General features: G+C 58.3%; 24 protein-coding genes. 5 read left to right on the plus strand and 19 right to left on the minus strand.

Annotated features, from left to right (window positions below; all coding sequences use genetic code 11):
* Positions 1-34 precede the first annotated feature (34 nt).
* From katG to aroC, 5 genes are all read right to left on the minus strand, one after another.
* Positions 35-2,209, minus strand: coding sequence for a catalase/peroxidase HPI (gene katG / locus AC0V60_RS15850; protein ID WP_486179382.1), 2,175 nt, complete (start codon positions 2,207-2,209; stop codon positions 35-37).
* A gap of 546 nt (positions 2,210-2,755) precedes the next feature.
* Positions 2,756-3,646, minus strand: coding sequence for an NAD-dependent epimerase/dehydratase family protein (locus AC0V60_RS15855; protein ID WP_486179383.1), 891 nt, complete (start codon positions 3,644-3,646; stop codon positions 2,756-2,758).
* 27 nt (positions 3,647-3,673) lie between these two features.
* Positions 3,674-4,711 (minus strand): fatty acid desaturase, encoded by a 1,038-nt coding sequence (locus AC0V60_RS15860; protein WP_486179384.1) that lies wholly within the window; start codon positions 4,709-4,711, stop codon positions 3,674-3,676.
* 56 nt (positions 4,712-4,767) lie between these two features.
* Entirely contained in the window at positions 4,768-5,343 is a 576-nt protein-coding gene (locus tag AC0V60_RS15865; RefSeq protein ID WP_486179385.1) for a hypothetical protein, read from the minus strand.
* A 176-nt stretch (positions 5,344-5,519) separates the two neighbouring features.
* Complete coding sequence (aroC, locus tag AC0V60_RS15870) at positions 5,520-6,617, minus strand: chorismate synthase (RefSeq protein ID WP_486179386.1); 1,098 nt, start codon at positions 6,615-6,617, stop codon at positions 5,520-5,522.
* Between the two features lie 219 nt (positions 6,618-6,836).
* Between aroC and ruvA the strand changes: the two genes are divergently transcribed.
* Positions 6,837-7,445 (plus strand): Holliday junction branch migration protein RuvA, encoded by a 609-nt coding sequence (gene ruvA / locus AC0V60_RS15875; RefSeq protein ID WP_486179520.1) that lies wholly within the window; start codon positions 6,837-6,839, stop codon positions 7,443-7,445.
* A 38-nt stretch (positions 7,446-7,483) separates the two neighbouring features.
* On the opposite strand, the gene AC0V60_RS15880 is transcribed toward ruvA, so the two are convergent.
* Entirely contained in the window at positions 7,484-7,762 is a 279-nt protein-coding gene (locus tag AC0V60_RS15880) for a GIY-YIG nuclease family protein (RefSeq protein ID WP_486179521.1), read from the minus strand.
* Between the two features lie 178 nt (positions 7,763-7,940).
* Here AC0V60_RS15880 and AC0V60_RS15885 point away from each other — a divergent pair, with 178 nt between their 5' ends.
* Positions 7,941-8,144 (plus strand): hypothetical protein, encoded by a 204-nt coding sequence (locus AC0V60_RS15885; protein ID WP_486179387.1) that lies wholly within the window; start codon positions 7,941-7,943, stop codon positions 8,142-8,144.
* Positions 8,145-8,212: 68 nt separating this feature from the next.
* Here the strand turns inward: AC0V60_RS15885 and AC0V60_RS15890 are convergent, their stop codons facing one another.
* Entirely contained in the window at positions 8,213-8,548 is a 336-nt protein-coding gene (locus tag AC0V60_RS15890; protein WP_486179388.1) for a GIY-YIG nuclease family protein, read from the minus strand.
* A 62-nt stretch (positions 8,549-8,610) separates the two neighbouring features.
* Between AC0V60_RS15890 and ruvB the strand changes: the two genes are divergently transcribed.
* Positions 8,611-9,657: a Holliday junction branch migration DNA helicase RuvB gene (gene ruvB / locus AC0V60_RS15895; protein ID WP_486179389.1), complete on the plus strand. Its 1,047-nt coding sequence runs from the start codon at positions 8,611-8,613 to the stop codon at positions 9,655-9,657.
* A gap of 642 nt (positions 9,658-10,299) precedes the next feature.
* Here ruvB and AC0V60_RS15900 read toward each other — a convergent pair.
* From AC0V60_RS15900 to AC0V60_RS15925, 6 genes are all read right to left on the minus strand, one after another.
* On the minus strand, positions 10,300-12,000 hold the full coding sequence (locus AC0V60_RS15900; protein ID WP_486179390.1) for a hypothetical protein: 1,701 nt from the start codon (positions 11,998-12,000) through the stop codon (positions 10,300-10,302).
* A 150-nt stretch (positions 12,001-12,150) separates the two neighbouring features.
* Entirely contained in the window at positions 12,151-12,462 is a 312-nt protein-coding gene (locus tag AC0V60_RS15905; protein ID WP_486179391.1) for a hypothetical protein, read from the minus strand.
* 155 nt (positions 12,463-12,617) lie between these two features.
* Positions 12,618-12,920, minus strand: coding sequence for a hypothetical protein (locus AC0V60_RS15910; protein ID WP_486179392.1), 303 nt, complete (start codon positions 12,918-12,920; stop codon positions 12,618-12,620).
* A gap of 279 nt (positions 12,921-13,199) precedes the next feature.
* Positions 13,200-13,352, minus strand: a complete 153-nt coding sequence (locus tag AC0V60_RS15915; protein WP_486179393.1) for a hypothetical protein — start codon at positions 13,350-13,352, stop codon at positions 13,200-13,202.
* Between the two features lie 18 nt (positions 13,353-13,370).
* Positions 13,371-16,043, minus strand: a complete 2,673-nt coding sequence (gene acnA / locus AC0V60_RS15920) for an aconitate hydratase AcnA (RefSeq protein ID WP_486179394.1) — start codon at positions 16,041-16,043, stop codon at positions 13,371-13,373.
* Between the two features lie 55 nt (positions 16,044-16,098).
* Positions 16,099-17,007 carry a DMT family transporter gene (locus AC0V60_RS15925; protein WP_486179395.1) on the minus strand — a complete coding sequence of 303 codons (909 nt, stop codon included), beginning with the start codon at positions 17,005-17,007 and terminating at the stop codon, positions 16,099-16,101.
* A 152-nt stretch (positions 17,008-17,159) separates the two neighbouring features.
* Between AC0V60_RS15925 and AC0V60_RS15930 the strand changes: the two genes are divergently transcribed.
* Positions 17,160-18,602 carry a L,D-transpeptidase family protein gene (locus tag AC0V60_RS15930; protein WP_486179396.1) on the plus strand — a complete coding sequence of 481 codons (1,443 nt, stop codon included), beginning with the start codon at positions 17,160-17,162 and terminating at the stop codon, positions 18,600-18,602.
* A 9-nt stretch (positions 18,603-18,611) separates the two neighbouring features.
* Here AC0V60_RS15930 and AC0V60_RS15935 read toward each other — a convergent pair whose 3' ends face one another.
* Together AC0V60_RS15935 and AC0V60_RS15940 are read right to left on the minus strand one after the other, a co-directional pair.
* Positions 18,612-19,373 (minus strand): murein L,D-transpeptidase catalytic domain-containing protein, encoded by a 762-nt coding sequence (locus AC0V60_RS15935; RefSeq protein ID WP_486179397.1) that lies wholly within the window; start codon positions 19,371-19,373, stop codon positions 18,612-18,614.
* A gap of 57 nt (positions 19,374-19,430) precedes the next feature.
* On the minus strand, positions 19,431-20,879 hold the full coding sequence (locus AC0V60_RS15940) for an NAD(P)-binding protein (RefSeq protein ID WP_486179398.1): 1,449 nt from the start codon (positions 20,877-20,879) through the stop codon (positions 19,431-19,433).
* A gap of 67 nt (positions 20,880-20,946) precedes the next feature.
* On the opposite strand from AC0V60_RS15940, the gene AC0V60_RS15945 reads away from it, so the two are divergent.
* Complete coding sequence (locus AC0V60_RS15945; RefSeq protein ID WP_486179399.1) at positions 20,947-21,603, plus strand: hypothetical protein; 657 nt, start codon at positions 20,947-20,949, stop codon at positions 21,601-21,603.
* Positions 21,604-21,609: 6 nt separating this feature from the next.
* Here AC0V60_RS15945 and AC0V60_RS15950 read toward each other — a convergent pair whose 3' ends face one another.
* The 4 genes from AC0V60_RS15950 to ispG are packed head-to-tail and all read right to left on the minus strand — an operon-like array spanning position 21,610 to position 24,723.
* Positions 21,610-22,137 carry a retropepsin-like aspartic protease family protein gene (locus AC0V60_RS15950; RefSeq protein ID WP_486179400.1) on the minus strand — a complete coding sequence of 176 codons (528 nt, stop codon included), beginning with the start codon at positions 22,135-22,137 and terminating at the stop codon, positions 21,610-21,612.
* Positions 22,138-22,162: 25 nt separating this feature from the next.
* Positions 22,163-23,044, minus strand: coding sequence for a histone deacetylase family protein (locus AC0V60_RS15955; protein ID WP_486179401.1), 882 nt, complete (start codon positions 23,042-23,044; stop codon positions 22,163-22,165).
* Between the two features lie 33 nt (positions 23,045-23,077).
* Positions 23,078-23,584 carry a thioredoxin family protein gene (locus tag AC0V60_RS15960; protein WP_486179402.1) on the minus strand — a complete coding sequence of 169 codons (507 nt, stop codon included), beginning with the start codon at positions 23,582-23,584 and terminating at the stop codon, positions 23,078-23,080.
* Positions 23,581-24,723 (minus strand): flavodoxin-dependent (E)-4-hydroxy-3-methylbut-2-enyl-diphosphate synthase, encoded by a 1,143-nt coding sequence (gene ispG / locus AC0V60_RS15965; RefSeq protein ID WP_486179522.1) that lies wholly within the window; start codon positions 24,721-24,723, stop codon positions 23,581-23,583. The genes AC0V60_RS15960 and ispG overlap by 4 nt, the downstream gene beginning before the upstream one ends.
* Positions 24,724-24,850: the final 127 nt, after the last annotated feature.

The following is a 24,850-nucleotide window of genomic DNA, read 5'->3' on the forward strand; positions in this document are numbered from 1 at the left end:
CCGCTCGCCGGGGCGAGCCGGGTTTTAGCCAGGCTTAGAAGCGGCCTGCATTCATCACCTTGGTGAAGGCGGCTACGAAGTCGTTCACGAACTTCTCTTCGTTTCCGCTTTCGGCATAGACTTCGGCTTGTGCGCGAAGCTGTGAGTTGGAGCCGAAGATGAGGTCTGTTCGGCTTGCGCGGTACTTTTCTTCGCCAGTTGCCCGGCTTGTGGCCACATATTCTTCATCGCCTGAACCTTCGACCGGAGCCCATTTGTTGCCCATGTCGAGAAGGTTGGTGAAAAAGTCAGGGGTGAGCTGTCCGACGCGGTCGGTCAAAACACCATGCGGACGGTTGCCGCTATTCGCGCCGAGCACCCGCAAACCGCCGACCAAAACGGTAAGCTCCGGCAGGGAAAGGCCCAGAAGGTGCGCCTTGTCGATCAACAAATCCTCAGTTTTCACATTCGCTTTGGTCTTGAGATAGTTGCGGAAACCATCGGCAAATGGCTCGAGCGGTTCAAAGCTCTCGGCATCGGTCATCTCATCGGTCGCATCGCCGCGCCCGCCGGTGAACGGTACGCTCACAGAGAAGCCAGCATCGCTTGCCGCCTTTTCGACTGCAGCGTTACCAGCCAGCACAATTGCATCAGCCACCGAGATGTCGCCGCGCAGTTCGTCGATCTTGGCGAGAACTTTGCTCAATTCTTCCGGATCATTCGCCGCCCAATCCTTTTGCGGGGCCAGACGCACACGCGCGCCATCTGTACCACCACGGTGGTCCGAATTGCGGTAGGTTCCGCCGCTCGCCCAGGCTGCTTTAACAAGCTCGCTAACTGAAAGGCCGCTGCCCAAGATGGCCGATTTGAACGCGCTCGCATCACCGTCTGATGGCGCGGTGCCAGAAGGCACAGGGTCCTGCCAGATCAGGTCTTCGGAAGGCACCTCCGGCCCTTGATAGCGGACCTTTGGACCCATATCGCGGTGGCACAGTTTGAACCATGCGCGCGCGAATGCGTCATCAAGAGCTTGAGGGTTCTCAAGAAAACGCTCAGAGATTTTGCGATAATCCGGGTCCATTTTGAGCGCCATATCGGCGGTCGTCATCATGGTTGGAACCTTCTTCGAGGGATCACGCGCGTCAGGTGCCAGATCCTCCGGATCAGGGTTGATCGGGGTCCATTGCTGTGCGCCAGCCGGGCTGTGTGTCAGTTCAAAATCATATTTGAACAGAAGGCGGAAATAATCGTGGCTCCACGATGTGGGGTTGTTCGACCACGAACCCTCAATGCCCGAGGTTGTGATGTGCCCTTTTCCGATTTCCTCTTCATCGTTCAGCCAGCCAAAGCCTTGAAGATGCAAAGCTTCGCTTTCAGGAGCGCCGCCGAAGGTGTCGGATGGCTGCGCGCCGTGCGCTTTACCAAAGGCATGACCACCAGCGGTAAGGGCGACGGTTTCCTCGTCATTCATCGCCATGCGGGCGAAGGTTTCGCGCATGTCGCGCGCCGATTCCAGCGGATCAGGATTGCCGCCAGGGCCTTCTGGATTGACATAGATCAGGCCCATCTGAATCGCAGCAAGCGGGTTCTCGAGCGCTTTGCCTTCATCGGGAATGATCCGGGTTTCTGCGCCGTCATCCACCCATTGTTCCTCTGTGCCCCAGTACACCATCTCCGGCTCGAACACGTCCGCGCGTCCGCCAGCGAAGCCAAAAACAGGTCCGCCCATGCTTTCAATCGCGACATTGCCAGCAAGAATGTAAAGATCAGCCCAGCTGATGCCTTTGCCGTACTTCTGCTTGATCGGCCACAGAAGACGGCGCGCCTTGTCGAGGTTGCCGTTGTCCGGCCAGCTGTTGAGCGGAGCGAAACGCTGTTGCCCTGAACCGGCGCCGCCGCGGCCATCGCCTGTCCGGTAGGTGCCTGCTGCGTGCCATGCCATGCGGATAAAAAACGGGCCGTAGTGCCCATAATCCGCTGGCCACCAGTCCTGATCGTCGGTCATCAAAGCGGTGAGATCCGCTTTCAGAGCGCTGTAATCAATCGCGTTGAACGCTGCGACATAGTCGAAATCTTCGCCATAAGGGTTGGCGGATTTGCCTTGCTCGGTCAGCAGGCCGAGATCGGTCGCCTCTGGCCACCAATCCTTGTTCTGGCGGCCAAGCAGTGTGCGGGTGCCACCGTCGCCGTTAAAAGGGCAGCCGCTGATATCTCCGGTCTTCGCATCCATTGTCGTGTTCTCCTCGAAAAAATTGTCTCCTGCCAGAATCGCGGGGAAGCAGCAGGGTCTCGCACTTGATGATCGACATGCCTCTGCCGGTCCAATCGAATAATCTGGCGAGATTGATTGCAAAATCCGATCTCAATTGATTGTGCTTGGGAAACGCGGATCAAGACGCTGTCAGATAGGCCCAAATACTAGCAGAGCGGCGAACCGGCCATCTGAGCCAATATTTCAAAAAAGGGAACCGGAAGCCGCGGGCCCCGCTAGGGGGGAGGGGGAGGCGAAGCTCGCTGGCCTCCGGTTCTATACGATGCAATTTTTGGCTTGCATCAGGCTTTCGAAACATGCCGGCGAGAGAGGGTGGGGCTGCCGGATGTCTCTAAACGGGTAAAGGGACCCGCTGAGACTTAGATAGCGTAATTTTTTCTGGATAAAAGTTGAGACTTCCGATCATGGCAATCGAAAAAAGCATTGTAACCTTTTTGAATTTTCGTGTTTTTACGATTTTTCTAGGTCGGTCGGTCAGCGAAGCACATTTGGCAGCCGGTCGGTTCACTCCGCCTTGGCAGCGGTATTGATCCCGGGGCCAAGCACTTCGAGATCGCAGCGATCAGCCTGCGCCAAAACCTCTTCCCATCCCCAGCGGCTCTGCCAGCCGAGTTTGGCCTGAGCCGCGCCTGCATCATAGACCCGGTCTATCGTGCGCGGCAAGTCCCAGCCGCGCTTTGCAAAGCTGTCGGCCAACAAGGGCGCCCGCTCGCAGATGACGGCGGGTGCATCGCTCGCAAGGCCGTCGCAATCCTCGCGGGTGAAAGGCACAGCGCCAGACAGGATGAAGCGCTCAAATACAGAGCCATCATAGGCGAGAGCGCAGGCGTGCCCCTCTCCCACATCGCGCGCGTCAATGCCCCGGTGCAAACGGTAACCGGCCATCAGCTTAGCGCTCTCAGGAAAGCACCGTGACATGCGAAGCACGCGCACAGGCAAAGCGGAAGTCGCCAGCTCTTCCAACCGTTCTTCGCCTGCAAGCTTTGAACGGTGGTAGATGCTTTTTGGGGACGGGGCGGTCTCTTCGTCCACCCATGTGCAGACGCCTTTTGCGATGGCGTTTCCATAAAGGGCGGTGGTGGAGGTGTAGAGGAACCGAGAGGCCCCGGCGGCCAAAGCCCATTTGTAGAGCTCGGCAGTGCCCTGGGTATTGACGCGGGTGAATTCCTCATCCGGTGTCTCACCCACATGAGGCGCATGCGGACCGCCTGTATGGATCACCGCATCAGCCCCTTCGAGAAGCGGCCGGATAAGCGCCCCATCGGTGCAATCGCCTGTCACCTGCGTTGTGGCGAAGACGCGGGTGTCGACCCCGATAACCTCATGCCCGCCCGCAAGCGCTCCAAAGATCGCCCGGCCAATACGGCCCGAGGAACCGGTGAGGATGATCTTCATTGCGCCTTCGTGCTCCCCTGATCGCGCTTAAGCAATGGAGCGTTTCGCCTCGCGGAAAGTCACGAGCTTGCGAGCATCTTCGTCCCATAGCGCGAGCCACATCGTGCCAAAGGCATCGCGTATGCCGACGCGGTTGTACTCGGCAAGTTCAGGGTGCGCCTTTAGTGCAGCGGGGAGGCGGTAGAAGGGAATACGGCTCACCAGATGGTGAATATGGTGGATCGCAATATTGCCGGTGAACCAGTTCATGACCGCAGGCAGATGGAGGTAGGAGCTGCTCTCCAATGCCGAGGCATGATAAGACCAATCCTCGCGTCTGTCCCAGGATGTGTCTTCAAACTGGTGCTGCACATAAAACAGCCACACTCCGACCGACGCCGCAGTGAGCAGAACGGGCAAGAACACCATCGCGGTGACCGATGCACCAAATAGCAGGCCCAGCACCACCAAAAGCCCGCCCGTCACGGCATTGGTCAAAAGCGCGCTGATCCAATAAATCCAGCCCGCCTTCATCAGGCCGATGGGCAAACGGTGGCGCAAAAGGAAAAGGTAGGCAGGCCCAAGGCCCATCAGGAAAAGCGGATGGCGATAGAGCCGGTACCATGCTCGCCCCATGCGCCCCTTGGCGCGGTATTCGCGCACCGTCAAAGTGTCCACATCGCCAAATCCGCGCGCGTCCAGATTGCCCGTGCTCGCATGGTGCAGCTCGTGACTGCGCTGCCAACAATCGTAAGGCGTAAGCGTCAAAATGCCCAGCGTCCGGCCCAGCCATTTGTTGGTTGCCTTGCTTTTGAAGAAGGATCCGTGGCTGCAATCGTGCTGGATGATAAACAGGCGCAGCAACAGCATCCCGGCAAGCGGCGTCAGCACGAAAGCGGCGTAATACCCCGCCTCGACCGCGAACAGCATGATGGTCATAAGCCCGGCAAATGGCAGAAAAGTGGAGACCACTTCCCAAATGCTGCGGCTGATGCGCGGCGTACGGAACCGCGCCAGCTTTCGCGCGAGATCGCGGGGGTTGTCTGGGTCGATCCGCTTTTTTTCGGTAACTTGAGAGGTGTTCATGTCTCCCCATGCTCTCACCGAAAATGGGACGCAGCGCAAGGGGCTAAGTGGCTCGTCTATGGCCAAGGGCCGGATGCAAAGACTTTCGCGCTTAACTCCTGGAGTTCTTCCGCATACTTGAGGCCCTCAAGTATCTCCCCACTCATCTGGTCGGGCGAATCTGCGCGCACTCCCCCTGTGTGCACTTCCAACAGATTTCCGTCCTCCAACGGAAGGTTGATTCGGCAGACTGTGAGGAACGGGTTTTCTTGATCATCGTCCGGGTTCGGTGACGGCAAGCAGTGCACTGACCCCTCAATCACATTACCATCTTTCAACCTAAAATTGATGGGTAGACGAAACCGATGCTTAACTCGTTCGCCCTTGGCATAAGTGATTGACTCAAGTGTATCGGAGCGAACGGTCGGCCATTTCGGTACCAATTCATCAATCAACCCATGGGTTGAGAGAATTTTGAGAAGAAGACCATTCGGGCCACCCAACTGAACCGCAAAATCTTGAACATATACCGGACCTTTGCCCATGCGCTTTGAACGACAATAGTTAGGCTGCTCATAACCCTGTGGCTTCAGGATCGATTTTGGTTGAATCTGGTTCCAAAAACCGATGTTCACGAGATTGTCGTCAGCCACATGATACGTGTTCGAGCCAACAATTAGGTTGAGCCTACCAGTCCCATCGCAGGTGTCAGTTTCTCGGATCTCACAACCAGACAGGGCGACTGTAATCAAAAACAAGCTTAGCAGACGACGCGTCCACGCGGGCGCAATAGTTCTCCACTGATGATCCATCACCATACTTCCGCGGTTTACCCCACCTGCGCCCGGTGAAGCAGCTTTTGATCCGCCAGCACCAGCGCCATCATCGCCTCGACCACCGGAGCGCCCCTGATGCCGACGCAGGGGTCGTGGCGGCCTTTTGTGCGGACTTGAGTTGCCTCACCGTCAGACGTGATCGAATTCACCGGGGTGAGGATTGATGAGGTGGGCTTGAACGCCACGCGGCACACCACAGGCTGTCCGGTTGAGATGCCTCCGGCGGTGCCGCCTGCGTGGTTGCTTTCGTAAACCGGGCCTTTGTTGTTTGAGCCCTCCGGCGCGGGCCGCATCGCATCGGCGTTCTGCTCACCGGTGAGGCGCGCCGCCTCAAAGCCGTCTCCGATCTCCACGCCCTTGGTCGCGTTGATCGTCATCATCGCAGCTGCAAGCTCGCTGTCCAATTTGGCGTAAATCGGTGCGCCCCATCCGGCGGGAACCCCGTCGGCCACGCATTCGACAACCGAGCCCAAAGACGAGCCCGATTTGCGTGCATTATCGACCAATTCTTCCCAGCGCTCTGCGGCCCAGGTGTCGGGGCAGAAGAAGGGGTTCTTGTCGATGTTGTCCATCATGATCGCATCGCGGTCGATTTTGTCGCCGCCGATTTCGCACACGAAGGCCTTGATCGTAACCTCGGGAATGACCTTACGCGCCACCGCGCCCGCCGCGACCCGCGCCGCAGTCTCGCGCGCGCTGGAGCGGCCACCGCCGCGATAATCGCGAATGCCGTATTTGGCGTCATAGGTGTAGTCGGCGTGCCCCGGGCGATAGCTCTTGGCGATCTCTGAATAGTCTTTGGAGCGTTGATCGGTGTTCTCGATCATCAGATGGATCGGGGTGCCGGTGGTAACCTGTACGCCCTCATCATTGGTGAATACGCCGGAAAGAATGCGCACCTGATCGGCCTCTTGGCGCTGGGTGGTATACTTGCTCTGGCCCGGACGGCGCGCGTCGAGAAAGGGCTGTATGTCAGCTTCGGTGAGCGCAATACCCGGCGGGCACCCATCAATCACCGCGCCAAGTGCCGGCCCGTGGCTTTCGCCCCAAGTGGTAAAGCGGAAGACCCGCCCGAAGGTGTTGTAACTCATGGGCAAGCGCTTTTGCGCAAAGTTTGGAGTTTGTCCATTGGGAGTGCGCCCGCGCGACTCAATAGGAAGATGAACGGCAGACTTTTTCGTCATTGCGAGGAGCCGCAGGCGACGCGGCAATCCACATGGCGCTGGACTGGATTGCTTCGCTGCGCTCGCAATGACGATATCTCCAATTGCGGGCTGGTATCTGTCGCACGTTTCCTTCAAGAACAAACCATGATTGCAAAGCTATCGGGCAGGCTGGACTCCGCAGGGGAAGATTGGGCCATCGTTGATGTTCAGGGTGTGGGCTATCTCGTCCATTGCTCAGCGCGCACGCTGTCGGCTTTGGGAGAGGTGGGCGAGGGCTGCACTATCCACACCGATATGCAGGTCTCCGAGAACGATATGCGCCTGCTTGGCTTTGCCGAAAGTGCAGAGCGCGATTGGTTCCGCCTCTTGACACAGGTTCAAGGCGTAGGCTCCAAAGTGGGCCTAGCAATCCTATCCGCGCTCTCCACCGGCGAACTGCGCGATGCGTGTGCGGCGGGTGATGCGGCGAGCGTGGCGCGGGCCAATGGCGTGGGGCCAAAGCTTGCCGGGCGGATCGTCAATGAGCTTAAGGATAAAGCAGGCGCGCTTCCGGGCGGCGGCGTTGCCGGGGCGGCGATGTCAGGCGCGGCTCCTAAAGGCGGGGCGAGCGCCGATGCGATAAGCGCGTTGGAGAACCTTGGGTTTAAACCTGCGATTGCAGCGCAAGCGGTGGCGCGGGCGCTGGAGGAATTGGGCGAGGGCGCGTCAGAGGGCGATCTTATTCGCGTGGCGCTCAAGAAGGCGGCTGGGTGATGGGAGTGACCTCTACCACCCGTCATCCTGAACTTGTTTCAGGATCCATCCTGCCTCCCACTCAGTTCCAGCGCAGGCAAACCGAGCCTGACGGCTACGTCATGCCAATCGGGGTTCTCGCTCTCGATCAAATTGATCTTCCATTGTCGCCGCCAGTTTTTGATCTGCTTCTCGCGGGTGATCGCGGAGGGCATGTCGCCAAACATCTCATATCGAACGAGACGGTAGACTTTGTGTCTCGAAGTGAAGCCCTCGACGGCGCCCTCACGGTGCTGGCAAAGCCGTTTGATGAGGTCGCTGGTGACGCCGACATACAGCGTCCCATAAGGCTAGCTCGCGAGGATGTAGGCGCATGGGTTTCGCTCAATGGGCATGGCTCGGAGCGTGACGCGAAATGCACCCTGAAACAAGTTCAGGGTGACGAGCCTGAGTTAAAACCTCGTCATGCTGAACTCGTTTCAGCATCCATTTGTCAGCTTGATGGGGTTGTTTGATATGCAGATTGATCCCGAAGAAGAAAGCAACGGTCCGAGCGCTCCAATGCTCTGGCTGATTGGTACGATCGTTTTTGTGATCATCGGTTCGTTGGGCATTCTGTCCAATTCTGACCGGCAGAAAGCGTGCGAGGAGCAAGGCGGAGTTTTTGTGACAAGTTATCGTGGTCCGACGGAATGCATCGCCAAGGACGAGGGTCAATGACCGACACTGACCCACCCATCCACTCAGGCGAGACCACGGCATTTAAACCTCGTCATCCTGAACTTGTTTCAGGATCCATCACCAGCGCTACTCCGCGACAAAGGCGCAAAGCCCAATTCACAAGCCAAGTCCCGCCATCTAGGGTTCGCTTCTTCGATCAAATTGATCTTCCATTGTCGCCGCCAGTTTTTGATCTGCTTTTCACGGGTGATCGCTTGGTCCATTGTGCCAAACATCTCGAAATGGACGAGCACTTTGGCGTTATAGCGCTTGGTGAAGCCCTCGAACGTGCCACTCCTGTGCTGCGCAATCCGTGCCATCAGGTCAGAGGTCACGCCTGTGTAGATCGTTCCGCGAAAACCGCTTGCCATGAGGTAGGTGCAAGGTTCGATGACGCGCTTCATATTCCGCAGTGTGCCGTGCGATGGACCCTGAAACAAGTTCAGGGTGACGAGAGAGTTTTGGCATGACCGACACTGACCCACCCATCCATTCAGGTGAAAACCAGCCCGGCGATCCGGACACGGCTCTGCGCCCCAAACGCCTCGCCGAATTCATCGGTCAGGAGGGGGCCAAGGACAACCTCTCGGTGTTTATCGCCAGCGCAAAGGCCCGCGGGGAGGCGATGGATCATACGCTGTTCCATGGGCCGCCGGGGCTGGGAAAAACCACCCTTGCTCAAATTGTCGCGGGCGAACTGGGTGTAGGTTTCAGAGCCACGTCCGGACCTGTTATCGCCAAGGCAGGCGACCTTGCAGCGCTCCTCACAAACCTTGAACCGCATGATGTCCTGTTTATCGACGAAATCCACCGTTTGAGCCCAGTGGTGGAGGAAGTTCTCTATCCCGCGATGGAGGACCGCGCGCTCGATATCATCATTGGCGAAGGCCCTAGCGCGCGCAGTGTTCGCATCGACTTGCCGCCGTTTACGCTCATCGGCGCGACAACCCGCCAAGGCCTGCTCACAACGCCTTTGAGGGACCGTTTCGGCATTCCCATACGGCTTCAGTTTTACAGCCATGATGAGCTTGATCTGGTGGTTACCCGGGCGGCTAACTTGCTTGGTCTGAACATCGACCCCGAAGGCGCGCGTGAGATCGCTCGGCGCTCGCGCGGGACGCCCCGGGTGGCAGGCCGGCTGCTCAGGCGGGTGCGCGACTTTGCGCAGGTCGCTGGCCAAGACACCGTGACACGCCCAATCGCTGACAATGCGCTCACCCGGCTTGAGATCGACCGGCTGGGGCTTGATGCGATGGACAGGCGCTATCTCACCATGATTGCAACGACTTACAAGGGCGGACCCGTGGGCGCATCAGCCCTTACCGCAGGGCTCGCGGAACAACGCGATACGGTCGAGGAAGTGATCGAACCCTACCTCATCCAATTGGGGCTGATAGCGCGAACAGAACGCGGACGGATGCTTAATGATGCGGGATGGAATCACTTGGAAATGGCCAAACCGATTCTGACTAACAACGCCAAACAATCCGGTCTGTTCGACGAAAATAGCTAACCAAACGGCTCGTTTTGGTCTCAAAACGGGACAGAGGACCTGAAATCACCCGATTCTGCCGTCTTTGAGCCGCCGAATGCGCTTTGAACATGGTTAACCCCATTGCGGTCAACCCGATTTCAATCCCATCACAGCATAGGAATTGGTGAAAGTGCGGACCGGCCGTGCTCAGCCATTACATGCAAGGTTCGAATTTATGTCGATCAAAATGGTATCAGCTAAGCTCGCGGCAACGGCCGCTGGAGTTGCGCTTCTGCAAGGTGGGGCGGTTCGGATGGCCGAGCCTATGAACACCGACCAGCCGCGCTTCGCGTCAGACGCGAAAGGTCAGCTGGTGGACACAAAAGCGCTCCCGATCGCTCAGCCCATCGGTGAGCCGCGTTACGTCAAGACACAGCGCGTGGGCGAACCGCGCTATGTGAAAACAGACCGTGCCCGCGAGCTTCCTCCGCTTCCACAAGTGGAGCCTGATCGCCGCCGGCGTATTGTTGAGCGTACGATTGAGTGTGAGCCGGTGCCTGGTCCTTACGGTCCATTTGGCGCAGGTCGTCGCGATGCGGTTGCCGGAACCGCCCCGCTTCCTGCTGGCGCAGTTGAAGCCTATTTTGACGATGCAGAATGTGCACCGATCGCGCAGGTCGCTTATGCACCTGCGCCGCTCCCACCACTTCCGCCGATCCGCGGCGGCGGCGGCTTTGCTGGCCCGATCTCCGTTGGCGGCGGCGTTGGATTTGGCGGCGGCTTTGGGGGAGGCTTCTTCGGCGGCTTCTTTGGCGGCGGCGGCGGTGGAGGAGGCATCTCCTCTGGCAATGTGACCACGACAACGACCACTTCAGGCGGATCTGGCGGTTCATCAGGCGATGTATCCTCCAGCACGAGCGGCGGCAGCACGTCTACCGGCGGCACCACCAGCGATGGCAGCACCAGCGGCGGCACTACCAGCGGTGGCAGCACGAGCACCTCTACAGGTGGCAGCAGCACGGGCGGCTCCAGCTCATCGGGCGATGTGTCGAGCACCGGCGGTTCCTCTGGTGCGGGCACAAGTGGCAGCACGACCACAACGACGACCACGACCACTACATCGGGCAACGTCTCAAGCAGCACGTCGGGCAACGTTTCCAGCACCTCGGGCGATGTGTCGTCTGGCAACTTCACCAGCAGCACTTCGGGCAATGTTTCCAGCACGTCGGGCGATGTGTCGTCTGGCAACTTTACCAGCAGCACTTCGGGCAACTTCTCTTCGAGTACCTCTGGCAACGTCTCTTCGAGCACGTCCGGTAATGTCTCAAGCAGTACCTCGGGCAATGTGGCTTCGAGCACGTCAGGCAACGTCTCTTCAAGCACCTCAGGCAACGTCTCTTCAAGCACGACGTCTGGAAACGTATCTTCGAGCACGAGTTCGGGTAATGTTTCTTCGAGCACGACCTCGGGCAATGTATCGAGCACAAGTTCGACCTCTGGCAATGTGTCCAGCACCTCGACCACTTCGGGCAAGGTATCGAGCACATCGACGTCTACCTCGGGCAACATCTCCAGCACGTCTGGCAATGTTTCGAGCACCAGCACGGGCGGCGGTTCGTCTTCATCAAGCTCATCTTCCAGTAGCAGCTCCAGCTCATCTTCGAGCTCATCAGGTGGAGCCAGTTCTGGCGGCGCCACTTCAGGCGGTGCAAGCTCAGGCGGATCGGGCAGCTCAAGCTCCTCGTCCTCATCAAGCTCATCTTCCAGCAGCTCATCGTCATCAGGCGGTGCAAGTTCTGGCGGGGCGACAAGCGGCGGCAGCTCTGGCAATTTCAGCAGCTCAACCAGCTCATCGTCATCGAGCTCATCATCGAGTTCGTCCTCGTCTTCTTCAGGCGGTGCAAGCTCAGGCGGCTCAAGCAGCTTTGGCGGCAGTTCATCGTCCTCAAGCTCAGGCTCGTCTTCCAGCAGCAGCTCTTCATCGGGCGGCGATAATGGCAGTTCCGGCGGCGGCTCCGGTGGAAGCTCTTCCTCCTCAAGCTCGGGTTCGTCTTCTTCGAGCAGCAGCACCTCAGGCGGCTCAAGCAGCTTTGGCGGAAGCTCTTCGTCCTCAAGCTCAGGTTCGTCTTCCTCGAGCAGCAGCACATCGGGCGGCGCAACAAGCACCTCTTCAGGCGGTTCGACTGGCTCCTCGACCTCGACCAGCACAGGCGGCAGCACCACCTCGACTTCGACTTCCGGGTCTTCGTCGACCAGCACAAGCTCCAGCACCTCAACATCAAGTTCGAGCGGCGGAAGCGGCGATGGCACCAGCGGCGGAAACGACGTTCCGGCACCGCCAATGATGATCCTGTTTGGCCTTGCAGCCGGTGCGATCCTCACTCGCAGGGCCTTTGGCACCAAGGCGGCCAAAGGCGATGAGGGAGCAGAAGTTTAAGGCTTCAAACCCCAAGCGGGGCGGCAAAAAAAAGGGCGGCTTCCTAAGCGGGAGCCGCCCTTTTTCTTTGGGCAATGGATTGTTTGTGGAGCCATTCAATGCCGGGCCCCAAAAATGCTGGGCCCTAAGTGCCGGGGGATCTCGCCCGGGACTTGTCCGCGGCGCTGTAGCTCTGCTGCTTTATAGCGCGATTCCTCGGCCAATGTTCGCCATTCGCCGCGTGTTGCGCAGACCTTTTTCTTCATGCGAGAGCCAATTACGGCAACTCGCTTGCAGACGCGCTGATTGTCGCCACCTGCCGCTTCCGCTTCTACCGGAGCAACATTGGTCGCAACCGGCGCGGCCTGGACTGAAAGCAGCAAAGCGCCGGCGAGTGTCGCAGATACGATTGTCCCAGATACGATCATTTGGCTATTCCCCCTTGATGTCGGTATATTGAGGTTAGGCTCACGCCGAGCCATGCGCCACCGCCAGTCGATCAAATGCAGGTCAGTCAAGCTGAACGCAATGCGCAAACGAAAAGAGCGGCCTCCTGAACTGGAAAAGCCGTCCTAGCTCAAAGTCAAATGGGCCAAGGCGCATTTAGGCCTGGCTTAGCCGCCAATCCCGCTTCCTGGCGCCTGACCGCGGCGCTGCATGTCTTCAGTCGTCTTGCGCGATTCCCGCGCCATTTCGCGCCATTCTTTGCGCGTTGCACAAACTTTTTCTTCATGCGTGTGCCGATTAGAGCAACGCGGCGGCATTCGCGCTTGTTGTCGTCTTCGGCGGATGTGCTTTGTGTTTCAGGCGATTCACCGCTGGTTTCCACTGGCGAAGACTGAACCGCGAAAAACAAGGTAGCGGCCATCGTTGTGGTGATAAGCATTGTAAAAGTTCCCCCTGATTGAACTTGTGGATGTATAGTACGCTACAGTGTTGCAAGCGCACAATCCATACAGGATCGTCCAAATGCGCACCGGACGCTATGAGTGAAGTCTCGGCTTTGATGCATATCGGCACTGCTTCCTTGTGTATGAACCTTGTGTCTGAACTCAGCCGCTAAAACCCTTTCACAAGACGCGGCGCCAGTGCTTTATGTGCGGCGAGGAGTATGCGTAAGTTTCGGGCAACCTCATTCGGCGGCGTCCAACAGCACGGTGCCGATTTAGCCGCCTTTGGGCGGATGCTTCTGATCCGATTGGGCAAACTCATAACCAAATGGCGCGTTGGAGGGGCTGTCTTCGCCATCACCGCCACCAGGCGCGCAAGCTGTGATTGCCAGCGCGGCCAATGCGGCGAAGGTGACGCTTTTCAGCATGGGTTGAGCCTGTTTCCTTTACGCAGCGAGCTTTCTCAAAACATAATGAAGAATGCCGCCGTGGCGGTAATACTCCATCTCGTTCTCTGTATCTATACGGCAAAGTGCGGTGAATGTGAAGGTTGAACCATCACCGCGGCGCGCTTTGACTTCGACATCTTGTCCCGGCCCCAAGTCAGCAAGGCCCGAAATCGAAAATGTGCAATCAGCATTAAGGCTCAGTGACAAACGCGTGTCGCCCTCTTTGAATTGCAGCGGAAGGACGCCCATGCCGACAAGATTGGAGCGGTGTATGCGCTCATAACTTTCGACTATAACCGCCCGTACGCCCAGCAAAATGGTGCCCTTGGCCGCCCAGTCGCGGCTGGAGCCGGTGCCGTATTCCTTCCCGCCCACTACGATAAGCTGCGTGCCGTCCTCTTTGTGACGCATGGCAGCATCATAGATCGGCATGCGCTCGCCATTGTATGTGGTCTCGCCGCCTTCAACGCCGGGGACCATCTCGTTTTTGATACGGATATTGGCAAAGGTGCCGCGCATCATCACATCGTGATTGCCCCGGCGTGAACCATAGGAATTGAAGTCCTTCTTCGCGATCTGGTTGCCCTTGAGATAGGCGCCTGCGGGACTGTCTTCCTTGATCGCGCCCGCAGGGGAGATGTGATCGGTGGTCACTGAATCCCCAAGGATCGCGAGCGTTTTGGCATCCACGATATCGGTGATGGGCGAAGGCGTCATCTCCATGCCTTCAAAGTAAGGCGGATTGGCTATGTAGGTGGAGCCTGCGCGCCATTGGTAAGTGTCGGAAGGCTCAACCGTTATCGCCTGCCAGTGCTCATCGCCATCAAAGACGTTGGCATAACGGTCCACGAACATGGAGCGGTCGATATTGGCCGCCCTGTGCTCAGCGATTTCGGCATTGGAGGGCCATAGGTCAGCAAGCATCACATCGTTCCCGTCTTGGTCTTGGCCAAGCGGGGTTTCGGTGATGTCTTCGGTTACGGTTCCTTTGAGCGCATAGGCGACCACTAAGGGAGGGCTCGCCAAGAAATTGGCGCGCACATCGGGGCTCACTCGGCCTTCGAAATTGCGGTTTCCGGAAAGGACCGATGCAGCGACAATATCATTGCCATTGATCGCTTGGCTGATCGGCGGTGCAAGCGGGCCAGAATTGCCGATACAGGTGGTGCAGCCATAGCCGACGAGGTCAAAGCCCACCGCGTCCAGATCATCCTGAAGCCCGGATTTTACGAGGTAATCGGTCACCACCTGGCTGCCCGGCGCAAGCGAAGTTTTCACCCAGGGTTTTGGCCGCATGCCGCGTTCATTGGCTTTCCTCGCGACCAGCCCCGCTGCGATAAGAACATCGGGGTTGGAGGTGTTGGTGCAGCTGGTAATCGCCGCAATCACGACATCGCCGTCGCCAATATCGTGCTCGGTATCGGCCACATCCACGCGGGCAGGCTCCGTTTTCTTGTACACTTTCGCCAAGTCTTCGTTGAACAGCTCATCGACCATCGGCAGGGTCACGCGGTCTTGCGGGCGTTTTGGTCCTGCTAAGCTTGGCACAACGCTGCCCACATCCAATTCAAGCGTGTTTGAGAACACCGGCTCATTTGCGGGATCAAACCACATGCCCTGCTGCTTGGCATAGGCTTCGACCAAAGCGATTTGCTCCTCCGGGCGTCCGGTCAAACGCATGTAGTCGGTGGTCTTGTGGTCGATCCCGAAAAAGCCGCAGGTCGCGCCGTATTCTGGCGCCATATTGGCAATCGTTGCGCGGTCGGCGAGGGTGAGACCCGCAACGCCCTCTCCGTAAAACTCGACGAAACTCCCCACCACGCCCACTTCGCGCAGCATCTGGACGCAGGTGAGCACGAGATCTGTTGCTGTCACGCCTTCTGCCATTGTGCCCGTCAGCTTAAAGCCGACCACTTCAGGCACCAGCATGGAAATCGGCTGGCCGAGCATGGCGGCCTCCGCCTCAATCCCGCCAACGCCCCAGCCAAGAACGCCGAGCCCGTTGATCATGGTGGTGTGGCTGTCAGTGCCAACGCAGGTGTCGGGGTAAGCGACCAGTTCGCCATTCGCATCCTCGCTCGACCACACGCCGCGCCCGATATATTCAAGGTTCACCTGATGGCAGATGCCAGTGCCGGGAGGGACGGCGGAGAAATTCTCGAAGCTTTCCGCGCCCCATTTGAGAAAATCATACCGCTCTGCATTGCGCTCATACTCGAGCGCCATATTGGCTTCCATCGCTTTGGGGTGGCCAAATTCATCCACCATGACGGAGTGGTCAATCACAAGGTCAACCGGCACCTGCGGATTGATTTTGGCTGTGTCGCCTCCCAGTTTCTTGATCGCATCGCGCATCGCCGCCAAATCCACCACGCAAGGGACGCCGGTGAAATCTTGCAGCAGCACGCGCGCCGGGCGGTATTGAATCTCCTCGCCAGTGACAGGGTTGTTTTGCCAGTCGATGATGCCCTGGATATCTTCGCGCCCTACGGTGAAGCCGCCATCTTCAAAGCGCAGCATATTCTCCAAGAGCACTTTCATCGAAATTGGCAATTTCGACACATCGCCCAGCTGCTCAGCCGCTTTCGCCAGCGAATAATAGGCGTAGGACTTGCCGCCGACGTCGAGGGTGGAGCGGGCGGAGAGGCTGTCTTTACCGGTGGCGGTCATGGCGTGTAATCCCTTGATTGTTAGGAACCTGATCTGGGCAGAGGGACGCGTCAGGTCAAGGTTGAGGCTGCATTGGCACAGCTTTGGCAGTTTTCCCTTTGCGCGCCGCCAACCAGCATCCGGTCACAATTAGTCCCGTCCCCGCCAATGTCGGCACTGTCACCTCCTCTTGGAAGAACAGCCACCCCAGAACGCTCGCCCACAAAAATCCGGAATATTCAATCGGCACCAGCGCCTGTGCTTCGGCGCGCGCATAGGCCCATGCAAGCGCCATCGCGCCCACTACGGTCAACCCGCCCGCAGCAATCAGCGGCATGATAGCCTCGCCCGCCAAGGGGCCTGCAAAGAACGGTGCAAACACACCAAGGATCACCGCGCCCACCCCGCTGTGAAAAGTGGCGATTTCGATGGGCCCGGCGGCCTGGGATTGCTTGCGGATGACGATGAAATTGTAGGCGTACAGAACGGCGGAGAACAAAACTGCCGCAATGCCCAGCATCGCATCCTCGTCAAAATCGCCCTGACCCATTTTACCGCTGACGATGACAATAGTGCCTGCAAAGCCCAGAATACTGGCGAAAATCGCAGCGGGCTGTATCACCTCGCCCAGCAAAGCCCTCGCCAGGTACAGCGCGATGAGCGGCGCGATAAAGCTGATTGCAATGGCTTCGGCCAAAGGCAATTTGGTGATCGAATAAAAGAAGGAGAGCGCCATAAACATGCTAATCACGCCGCGCTCCAGATGCAGCTTTAGGGCTGTGCGCGAAGGCCAACCCTGCCATTTCCACAGCCAAAACGGGGCAATGATCGCAAAGCCAATGCATGAGCGCAAAACGGTCGCCGTGTAGGTGCCGGTTGCAAGCGCGGCCTCTTTCATAAAGGCGTCCATGATCGACAGGAAACCCACGCCCGCAAGCGCTGCGAGGACGGGAAGCAGCGGAGATGAGGGGGCGGGCCGGTTCATGATAATGCGCCCTACTGCCCCTGTGCCTCTGCGTCACCCATGATCATGCACAAGTTTTACAAGCCAATTCAGCCCTGAGAAAACTCTTATGGTTGATAGCGACACGGAAAAAACGGTATATTTACCTTTGAAGGGCAATTTTAGGGCTGACCTTGCAGGCATTTGACGAGATTTCGGCGAGCAAGCGGTATTGGGTGGACGACATGCACAAACGGTTTGGTATTTTTGCAAGTTTCTTGGTCGGCGCGGGAGCCCTGGCCACGAGCGCTTTGGCGCAGGACAGCGGATCTGAGGATGCACAAGGCTCTGCTGATGCGCAGGTCGAACGCGGTGCGAATTTCGATGAAGCCTTCCCCGCGATGGTTTCAGAGCCGCTGGTGCAGGGTGCGGAAGGGGCCGACCTCGCTGCTCCGGGACCGTTGGTGCGAAACTGGCTGCCGGATAATCTGAACGCGCTTGTTGAAGTTATTGAGGGGATCGGCGCGGAAGGCCTTGATCCTGCTGATTACAACTTGGCCGCGATTAAAGAGCTACAGGCGCAGGGCCCCTCCGAGACGCTCGACAAGCTGGCATCGCAAAGCTTTGTTTGGCTCGTCGAAGATCTTCGCGATGGGCGCACGCCGATGGATGCACGGGTTCAGTGGTTTGTGGTCGACCCAGACCGCGACCTCTTTCGCACCCGCGACCTGTTGACCGAGGCGCTGCAAACGGGCGATGTCAAAGGCACGCTGGCAAGCCTCAATCCGGCCCACCCCGATTATGCGGCTCTGCGTGCAGAACTGGCGGAAATCCCGCTGGAGGAAACCTCCAAGCGCAAGCTCATCCGCGCAAATATGGACCGCTGGCGCTGGCTCGCCCGTGATTTGGGTAAGCAATATCTGATCACCAATGTGCCAGAATTTCAGCTGCGTCTGACGGTCGCTGACAAGATCATCAGCACGTACCGCACAGTGGTCGGGAAGCCGGGCCGCACCGCGACCCCGCAATTGGCCGAGGTGGTTTCAGGCGTTGTCTTTAACCCCACTTGGACCGTCCCCCAATCCATCGTCAAAGGCGAAGGTTTGGGCGAGCGTGTATTGAACAATCCCGCTTGGGCGCGGTCAAAGGGCTATAAGGCGACCCGGCACGACAGCGGCTGGATCAGCGTTGTCCAGCAACCGGGCCCGACCAATTCGCTGGGCCGGATGAAGCTAGAGATGCCCAACCGCCACGCGATCTTCTTCCACGACACGCCATCGCGCCACCTGTTCAACAACAATATGCGTGCGCTTTCGCATGGCTGTATCCGCACAGAGCGGGCACTTGAGCTGGCGATCACCATGGCGATCCTTGGCAAAGGCGCAACCAAGGATGAAGCCGTCGCCATCGCGACTAGCGGTGAATACACCAAGGTGATGATCGAGAATAAGATGAATGCCTACATCACCTATTTCACGATGGGTGTGGATATTGACGGCAATCTTCGCGAGTTCAAGGACATCTACGGCCGCGATAAGCCAGTGCTGGCGAGCCTCGACAAACCGCGCGTGCAAAACCGTTCGGGTGAAAGCGATGACGAAGTTATCGTGATCGAGAACAACCCGCTGGCGGGGTGATTGCAAACGCTAAAACGCCCCCGGGACGCGCCTTTGCATGGCGCTGGGATTGTCGGGGGTTAGCATTTGCATATTGGGCTCGTTTTGCGCCAATTGCTGTTCGCGGGTGAGCATAGCGCCGTTGTCTTGCAGCCCCAGGCTGTCGGTGTAGAGCAAGCGCCCTCCCGATAGGTTCAGCAAAATCTGCTGAAAATCGGCTGTGCCGAAGACAAAGCATCCTTGCGAGCGGCCCATTTTGCCCCAGCGCCGCAAATGCGATGGTTCTGCATAGGCCGCGCGGTGCATCACGATATACCGGCGAAGCGCGGCCTCATTGGAGGGTTCCAAGCCGCCGAGACGCACCGATGTGCCGTATTTGCCCTGATACCACTCCCAAGTGACATAGGCGCCGCGGCTTGATGCGTGGGAACCTTCGCGGTTGGAATAGCTTTCCAGCCAACCATCATGATTGCGGTCCGAGCCCGAACCATGGCTGACGTGGAACGCGGTCACTTCTTCGAGCCGCATGTTCACCAGGTAAAAGCGTGGCCGCGCCGAGTGCACGCCGTAATCGCAAATGCCGACAATATCCTTGCGCCAGATCGCATCGCCTGCGCGGGCGAGTTGCTTGGCGGCGATATCGAAAAGGGCCCGGTCGCGCGGTGTTCCGGCGCGGACCTGACCCGGAAGGGGCTGTGCTGCGAGTTTGGCCGGAAGCACTGGAAGCGCAGCCGAGCCGACCAGCGCAGCGCCGGTGGCAATAGAGCCCTTCAAGAGATCGCGGCGGTTCATGACTAAAATACTACCTAAAGCAAAATGACCTTGGCGTGAATCCCCTAATAGGGCTGATCAGCCCTGTTCGTGAATGGCCTTGGCCGCCATGCCCAATTTTATGACACCGGGCATATTGGCTTGGATCTTCGGACCGATTTCGGACAGCGCGGCGAGCCTTGGATCACCCTTCGCCATCATCTCTGCGACCGCTGGCCCTGTTGGGTGAAGGCGGCTTTTTGCGTTGAAAGCATTGGTCTTTGGGTTGCCCGACAGGATCGCAGTGCTCATTAAATTGGCCATCATCGCATAAGGATAGGTGTCGGTTGTGTCGGTGAGCGGGGCAGGCGGGACGAGGTTGTTTTTCTCTTCATCGGTGTCAAAATTGACCTCAATGAAAGCCGCGAGAGCCGCGCTGTAGGGCACGAAAGGTGACTGCACTAGTTGGAGCGTGATTGTGTCGCCTTCAAAAAACGGCCGACCTTTGTCACGTTGTTCGAAGGGAACAGCGCTGGCGGTGCAGTCGATGAACAGCGTGCCTTCGGGCATATCCGCGCGTTCCTCGCCAAAAATCATAGCGGCTGGCTCCAGCGCGGTAACCCGTTTGTCCCGGTGCACTTTTGTAATTTGCTGTAAAAGCGCGACCTCAGCCTCCGAGATGACCGCAAAGTGGAACATTTTAGGCACGACGCTTTCATCAATGCGAAGCATCGTGCCGCGTTCGCCCAATTTGGCAAACATCTCATCACCCGTCTCAGAACCATTGGCGCATTCGACCAGATCAATCTGAAACTGCACCAATTCTTCGATGTGGTGTTTGGCGGGCTGCAAAAGCTTGCGGTTGAACATCCAGCTGTCACGCGGGCGCACCCAGTCGATTTTGCCTGCTGGAACGCCCGCTTCGAGCAGCCACACGGCGGTGTCCATCGCGGTCTTACCTCCGCCGATAACGCAGTAGTGCTGCGGAAGTTTATCGGTGTCCATCCAAAGGCGGGGCAAGTCTCCAGGGATCGCAAAGCGCGTGCCCTCAGCGATGTCGAACGCGGGCTTGTGAGTGGAAGGCACGCTGGTCTTGAACCACGTCCCGTCGACCAGCTTGCGGCGCACTTTTATCGTGTGTTCTTCGCCCGAAAGGATGCTGCGCGCTGTATGCTCACCATCGCCGCCCCCTTTGTACTCGGTAAGAGGCAGGTAATTGACCCGCCTGCTCGGTACAAAACGCTCGGTCATAAGCTTGCTGTAATAGGAGAGAATGTCCGCATGTTTCGCCAGTGGATACATGCCCTTATTGTGGCCGTGTTCGTCCACCCGGTCGGGGCACATTTCCATCGAGTTCACACCGTAAGTTGCGCTTGGCTGGTGCAGCGCCACAAATGAATAGGCATCGTTCCAGTGGCCGCCAGGACGCGCGTGCTTGTCGAGGATGGTAACGTGACAATCGGGGTCTTCATCGAGCAGCGTATCGACAAAGGCCATGCCCACTGCACCTGCGCCAATGACCAAATAATCAGTTTGGTGATTGCTCATGCGGGTTTAATCCTTCGGGGCTCAAGGGTTTGCTATGTTGCCTCTCGAATCGGAAAAGAGACTTCTTATGCGCCATCTATCACGCCTCTTTGGGCTTTTTGCCAGTTTTTGGATTTTGGGAGCGGCGCAAGGAGTGCTCGCCCATGAAGCGACCGCCCAAGAAACATTCGCTCAGGCTCAACCTGTTGAAGGTCCCCCTATCGGAAGCCCGCCTGTCGACACCGGAAGCACGCACAGCGAGCTGCCCCCATTAACCAAGCTTAGAGTTGTGAACAGCAGCCGCAGCGATGTTCCCGATACAATCACCGTTGAAGCGTCTGAAGTTCCTGCCGATGCCACGCGCGTTCTTGATCTGAAGGGCGCCGAGCGGCTTTTGCGCAACGAAGGGGTGAGCCTGCAATGGATCAGCGTGGATGAGCGTGGGCCCATTTGGGTTGGCGTAACGCGAAGGGGGCATTGGTTCCTCCTGGGCGGGCAGAACGCGGGCACGGGCGGCGTGTTGGATCTGGAAGGCTTCATTATTGAAATCGGCGAGGACTATTTCATTTACGAAGGCACGATCAAAATGTTCGGAGCCCCCGATGAAGACCGCATGTGTACGGATACAAAAAAGTGGCGTTTTGAAGTAACCCAAAACCGTTCGTACTATCGTCTTCGGGAATTTGAATGGTGCGACGGCCTTACCGATTACATCGACATCTACTTCCCACCTTCGCTCAGATAGGATGCCTCAACCGCCAGAGAGAACCATCTGATTGCCCTCGATATTTACCGAGCTGATTTGGCCGAGATAGGATTGGCCGAGAAGCGAAATATCGAGGCCTTCGGGCACAATCATCGCGCGCACATTGCGGCGTGAGAAACCGCCCACATCAACCACATCAAGCTGGCGCACGACACCGTACACCGTACCGCTCGCCCCGCGCGCGACAGGGCGCACTTCACTTTGGTCCCAGTAAAGCCCAGCTGCGCGCGCATCTGATCCGGTGAGCGCAATCACGCTCGCGCCGGTGTCGACCATCATGCGCAAGGACGCACCGTTCACATTGGTGTTGGCGTAAAAATGCCCATCATACTCGCGGGCAAGCGTGTGGGTGCCGGAATACCAATCGCTGTCAGCCGATGATCCGGCGGATTGATTGGCAGCGCCTTTTGGAACCCAGTCCCCGCCATTATCGGAGCCCGCATCGGAACCCCCAGCAACAAGGGCTGCGAACACACAGACTCCAGCGGTCAGGGCGAGATAGCGTCCAATCATAGAAGGCAGGCTTAGTGCGAAAGCCTTAAGGCGCTCTAAATGCCGCGTTCTCATGTGCCATGGCGATCATGGACCGGGCATGGCGCGCGGCGACTGCGCGCTGATCGCTGCCATATCCCCCGCCCAGAGCCGACGCGATTGCGATCCCGCGTTTGCGGGCTTCGGAGATGACAAAGCGGTCGCGCCGGATCAGCCCTTCATCGGTGAGCGCAAGGCGTCCGAGTTTGTCGTCCTTGTGAGGATCGACGCCGGCTTGGTAGAAGACAAAATCAGGATTGAAGCCGTCCAGAAACGCGGGGATGTGGTCTTCAAGCACCGTGATATAGGCGTCGTCCGTGGTTGCATCGGGCAAGCCAATATCGACGTTCGACCGAGCCTTGCGCACCGGGAAATTCTTCTCCGCATGGACGGAGAATGTTGCAATATCTTCGCGGGCGGCGGTCAGCGAGGCGGTCCCGTCGCCTTGGTGCACATCGAGGTCGATGATGGCGATGCGTCGCGCATCTCCCTCGGCAATCAAGCGGTTGGATGCAACGGCGAGGTCATTGAAGACGCAGTATCCCGCGCCTGTATCGGCAAGCGCATGATGGCTGCCCGCCGCGCTATTGGCGGCATATCCGTGCTGCATGGCGAGCTGCGCGGCAAGCCACGTCCCGCCATTGGTGTGGCGCACGCGGTCGCGGATCGCCTCAGTCACCGAAAAGCCGATCCGGCGCTCTTTGGCGTAGGGGACGTCTGCGCGGAAGACCTCGTCGACATATTCGGGATCGTGCACCGCCTCTAGCCAAGTCCGCGGGCAGGGTTCGGGGGCGTGCTGCGTGATGGCAGCGCCGGAGCTGCGCAGTTCCTCCATCACAAGGTAGTATTTGTCGAACTTGAACGTGCCCCGTTCAGGGCGAGGGGCCATGTAGTCAGGGTGATGGACGACGTGGAGCAGGGCTCAAGCAGCCTTGTCAGCCAGCATCAGCAATTCGTCGAAAATCTCATCTTCGCTGCGGCTCGCGGTGTTGCGCCAGCTTTGGGCGGTGTCCGCGTTGAGGGTCTTGCCCTCGGCCGTAAGCACCAGGACAAGCGGAGTGCCTTCCTGATTTTCAATGCCGAACCGGCTCAGAACGTGGCTGTTATGGCCATCGCCCGATTGCGGCTTGCCGACATTGACGAATACCAGTTCATAGCGCTCTTCGATCAAACCGCCGATGCGCTCACTTTCGGTCCAGCCGGCAAAAGCGCGGCTGTCGTGGCACCAGTTTGCGCCGAAAGCGATGAGCACGCGGGTGTTGTTTTCAGCGGCTCTGGCAAGGGCAGCGTCCACGTCTGCCATTGCATCTTCGCTGACATCATAGAGGCGCGCTTCAGGGTAATCGTGCTCGCTGCCACCTTTCGCAAAGGCGGCACCGCCGATCACCACAAGCGCGGCGAGGATGCCTGACAATATTGCCTTGATCATTCGGCAGCCACAACTGCATGCGGATCGAACGCCACTGCATCGCCTGCCTCAATCGCGGCAGCTTTGTCTTCGACCAGCTTCACGATGTGGCTGAGCATGTCCTCATCCTCAATCGCGTGCGCCTTTATGCCGGAGAGGTAGACCATGTGCTTGCCCGCGCCGCCGCCGGTAAGGCCAATGTCGGTCTCGCGCGCTTCGCCGGGGCCATTGACCACGCAGCCGAGCACGGAAAGGCTCATCGGCGTCTTGATATGCTCAAGGCGTTTTTCGAGGGTCTCAACCGTGCGGATCACGTCAAAGCCCTGACGCGAGCAGGAGGGACACGAAACCACCCGAACACCGCGGGTGCGCAGACCCAATGACTTGAGCATTTCATAGCCGACTTTGACCTCTTCCTCGGGCTCTGCGGAAAGCGAGACGCGGATCGTATCGCCAATGCCCGCCCACAGGAGCGAACCCATGCCGATGCTGGATTTGACTGTCCCGCCAATCAGCCCGCCTGCCTCGGTAATGCCAAGGTGCAGCGGACAATCCACCGCCTCGGCAAGCCCTTGATAGGCCGCCACTGCGAGGAACACGTCGCTAGCCTTTACCGCAACCTTAAATTCGTGAAAATCGTGATCTTGCAGGAGCTTGATATGATCCAGCGCACTTTCGATGAGCGCTTCGGGACAAGGCTCGCCGTATTTTTCGAGCAGGTCTTTTTCCAAAGATCCAGCGTTTACGCCGATCCGGATCGCGCAGCCATTGGCTTTCGCGGCGCGGACCACTTCGGCAACGCGCTGCGAAGAACCGATATTGCCCGGATTGATGCGAAGGCACGCAGCGCCCGCATCGGCGGCTTCGAGGGCGCGTTTGTAGTGGAAGTGAATGTCGGCCACGATCGGAATGCGCGCGGCCTTGGTGATCTTGGCGAAGCTTGTGGTCGACTCCTCGGTCGGGCACGAGACGCGAATGATATCGCATCCCACCTCCTCGCACCGCCTGATCTGATCAAGCGTTGCCACCGCATCTTCGGTTGGGGTGTTTGTCATGGTTTGTACGGTGATCGGAGCCCCGCCACCCACGGGCACATCGCCCACCATAATCTGACGGCATTCCCGTCTATCGATATCGCGCCAAGGTCTCACAGACATAATGGCCGTATAAGCCCGGAATCAAGAAGGGGCAATGACAGTAAAAAGGGGCGATATCGCATCGCCCCTTTTGAGTAATCAGAGTTGCTCTTGTCTACCAGCGGATCAATGGAGGAGCCGCATAGCGCCA

This window comes from Erythrobacter sp. S259 (assembly GCF_057364965.1).

Coding starts and splice junctions, on each gene's coding strand:
- AC0V60_RS15855 (WP_486179383.1), bottom strand. CDS start 3,646: ATGAAGATCATCCTCACCGGTTCCTCGGGCCGTATTGGCCGGGCGATC.
- AC0V60_RS15925 (WP_486179395.1), bottom strand. CDS start 17,007: ATGAACCGGCCCGCCCCCTCATCTCCGCTGCTTCCCGTCCTCGCAGCG.
- ruvA (WP_486179520.1), top strand. CDS start 6,837: ATGATTGCAAAGCTATCGGGCAGGCTGGACTCCGCAGGGGAAGATTGG.
- AC0V60_RS15950 (WP_486179400.1), bottom strand. CDS start 22,137: ATGATTGGACGCTATCTCGCCCTGACCGCTGGAGTCTGTGTGTTCGCA.
- AC0V60_RS15910 (WP_486179392.1), bottom strand. CDS start 12,920: ATGCTTATCACCACAACGATGGCCGCTACCTTGTTTTTCGCGGTTCAG.
- AC0V60_RS15915 (WP_486179393.1), bottom strand. CDS start 13,352: ATGCTGAAAAGCGTCACCTTCGCCGCATTGGCCGCGCTGGCAATCACA.
- AC0V60_RS15935 (WP_486179397.1), bottom strand. CDS start 19,373: ATGAACCGCCGCGATCTCTTGAAGGGCTCTATTGCCACCGGCGCTGCG.
- AC0V60_RS15960 (WP_486179402.1), bottom strand. CDS start 23,584: ATGATCAAGGCAATATTGTCAGGCATCCTCGCCGCGCTTGTGGTGATC.
- AC0V60_RS15940 (WP_486179398.1), bottom strand. CDS start 20,879: ATGAGCAATCACCAAACTGATTATTTGGTCATTGGCGCAGGTGCAGTG.
- katG (WP_486179382.1), bottom strand. CDS start 2,209: ATGGATGCGAAGACCGGAGATATCAGCGGCTGCCCTTTTAACGGCGAC.
- acnA (WP_486179394.1), bottom strand. CDS start 16,043: ATGACCGCCACCGGTAAAGACAGCCTCTCCGCCCGCTCCACCCTCGAC.
- AC0V60_RS15885 (WP_486179387.1), top strand. CDS start 7,941: ATGCAGATTGATCCCGAAGAAGAAAGCAACGGTCCGAGCGCTCCAATG.
- AC0V60_RS15860 (WP_486179384.1), bottom strand. CDS start 4,711: ATGAACACCTCTCAAGTTACCGAAAAAAAGCGGATCGACCCAGACAAC.
- AC0V60_RS15890 (WP_486179388.1), bottom strand. CDS start 8,548: ATGAAGCGCGTCATCGAACCTTGCACCTACCTCATGGCAAGCGGTTTT.
- AC0V60_RS15905 (WP_486179391.1), bottom strand. CDS start 12,462: ATGATCGTATCTGGGACAATCGTATCTGCGACACTCGCCGGCGCTTTG.
- AC0V60_RS15945 (WP_486179399.1), top strand. CDS start 20,947: ATGCGCCATCTATCACGCCTCTTTGGGCTTTTTGCCAGTTTTTGGATT.
- AC0V60_RS15955 (WP_486179401.1), bottom strand. CDS start 23,044: ATGGCCCCTCGCCCTGAACGGGGCACGTTCAAGTTCGACAAATACTAC.
- aroC (WP_486179386.1), bottom strand. CDS start 6,617: ATGAGTTACAACACCTTCGGGCGGGTCTTCCGCTTTACCACTTGGGGC.
- ruvB (WP_486179389.1), top strand. CDS start 8,611: ATGACCGACACTGACCCACCCATCCATTCAGGTGAAAACCAGCCCGGC.